Annotated in this window: 2 protein-coding genes; one reads left to right on the top strand and one right to left on the bottom strand. The window is 74.6% G+C overall.

The genetic code is table 11. From position 1 onward, the window contains the following. Positions 1–131: 131 nt before the first annotated feature. Entirely contained in the window at positions 132–1,127 is a 996-nt protein-coding gene (gene bioB / locus HUW36_RS32035) for a biotin synthase BioB (RefSeq protein ID WP_174531482.1), read from the bottom strand. Positions 1,128–1,269: 142 nt separating this feature from the next. Between bioB and HUW36_RS32030 the strand changes: the two genes are divergently transcribed. Next, on the top strand, positions 1,270–1,839 hold a 570-nt coding region (locus tag HUW36_RS32030; RefSeq protein ID WP_174531481.1), incomplete at its 3' end, for an aminotransferase class I/II-fold pyridoxal phosphate-dependent enzyme.

The following is a 1,839-nucleotide window of genomic DNA, read 5'->3' as shown; positions in this document are numbered from 1 at the left end:
AGCGCGGCGGCTCCAGCGCCCGGGCCGCCGCGCACGCCGGGTGCGGCCCGGCCGCCACCGACTCGCCGCACCTGTCGCACCAGAGCGCGGCGGGGACGGCCGTGGCGGGGGAGAGTTCGGTCACCTCTGCCTCACAGGGTCGCCGAGAGCGCCTTCACCGGCATCTTCAGGTCTTCCAGCAGCTTCAGGTCGTCGGTCGCCGGCCGGCCCAGCGTGGTCAGGTAGTTGCCGACGATGACCGCGTTGATGCCGCCGAGCAGGCCGTCGCGGGTGCCGAGGTCACCGAGGGTGAGTTCGCGGCCGCCCGCGTAGCGCAGGATGGTGCGCGGCATGGCCAGCCGGAACGCGGCGATGGCCCGCAGCGCGTCCTTGCCCTCGACCGTCGGACGGTCACCCAGGGGCGTGCCCGGACGCGGGTTGAGGAAGTTCAGTGGCACCTCGTGCGGGTCCAGCTCGGCGAGCTGGGCGGCGAACTCGGCGCGCTGCTCGACCGTCTCGCCGAGCCCGAGGATGCCGCCGCAACAGACCTCCATGCCGGACTCGCGGACCATCCGCAGCGTCTCCCAGCGCTCCTCCCAGGAGTGCGTGGTGACCACGTTGGGGAAGTAGGAGCGGCAGGTCTCCAGGTTGTGGTTGTAGCGGTGCACGCCCATCTCGACCAGCTCGTCGACCTGCTCCTGGGTGAGCATGCCGAGCGAGGCGGCGACCTGGATGTCGACGGCGGCCCGGATGGCGGCCACGCCCTCGCGCATCTGCGTCATCAGCCGGGTGTCCGGGCCGCGCACGGCGGCCACGATGCAGAACTCGGTCGCCCCGGTCGCGGCGGTCTGCTTCGCGGCCTCGACCAGCGCCGGGATGTCCAGCCAGACCGAGCGCACCGGCGAGGTGAACAGGCCGGACTGGGAGCAGAAGTGGCAGTCCTCGGGGCAGCCGCCGGTCTTCAGCGAGACGATGCCCTCGACCTCCACCTCCGGCCCGCACCACCGCATGCGGACCTCGTGGGCGAGCTGGAGGGCGGCCGGCAGGTGCTCGTCGGGCAGGTTCAACACCGCGAGGATGCCGGCCTCGTCGAGGCCGACGCCGTTCTCCAGCACCCGGGTCCGGGCCTGGTCGAGGATCTCTGGCATGGCTCGTAACCTAACAGGCCGCCGAGACACCGGGAAACCGCTGGCGAGCCGGGACCGCGCCACGCCGGGGCGGTCCGCCCGGGTGGTAGCTTCGCCCCGCGGAAGCGCCCGGAGGGCGGGAGTCGGCGGGAGGGGACGGCAGGTGGCGGACTGGCTGGCGGCCCTGGACCGCCGGGCCGAGCTGCGGGCCCGGGCCGGTCTGACCCGCACGCTGCGCCCGCGGTCCGCCGACGACGCCGTGGTCGACCTGGCCGGCAACGACTACCTCGGCCTGGCCACCCACCCGGAGGTCACCGCCGCCGCCGCGCGGGCCCTGTCCGGGTACGGGCTGGGCGCCACCGGGTCGCGCCTGGTGCGCGGCTCCACCGACCTGCACCACGCGCTGGAGGACGACCTGGCCGGCTGGCTCGGCGTCGACCGGGCACTGGTGTTCTCCTCCGGCTACCTGGCCAACCTCGCCGCGGTCCGGGGTCTGACGCAGCCGCGTACGCTGCTCGTCTCCGACGCCCACAACCACGCGTCGCTGATCGACGGCTGCCGCATCTCCGGCGCGGAGACGGTGGTGACGCCGCACGCCGACGTGGCGGCGGTGGAGGCCGCGCTGGCCGCCGCACCGGGTCGGCCGGCGGTGGTGGTGACCGAGTCGGTCTTCTCCGTCGACGGCGACCTGGCCCCGCTCGCGCGGCTGCACGCGGTGGCCCGCCGGCACGGC

Source organism: Micromonospora maritima (assembly GCF_902825405.1).
GTDB classification, from domain to species: Bacteria; Actinomycetota; Actinomycetes; order Mycobacteriales; family Micromonosporaceae; genus Micromonospora; species Micromonospora maritima.
This window is presented reverse-complemented; position numbering and strand designations above follow the sequence as displayed.

Bases quoted from the DNA above. Each gene is read 5' to 3' on its own strand.
- bioB (WP_174531482.1), bottom strand. From the start codon at position 1,127: ATGCCAGAGATCCTCGACCAGGCCCGGACCCGGGTGCTGGAGAACGGC.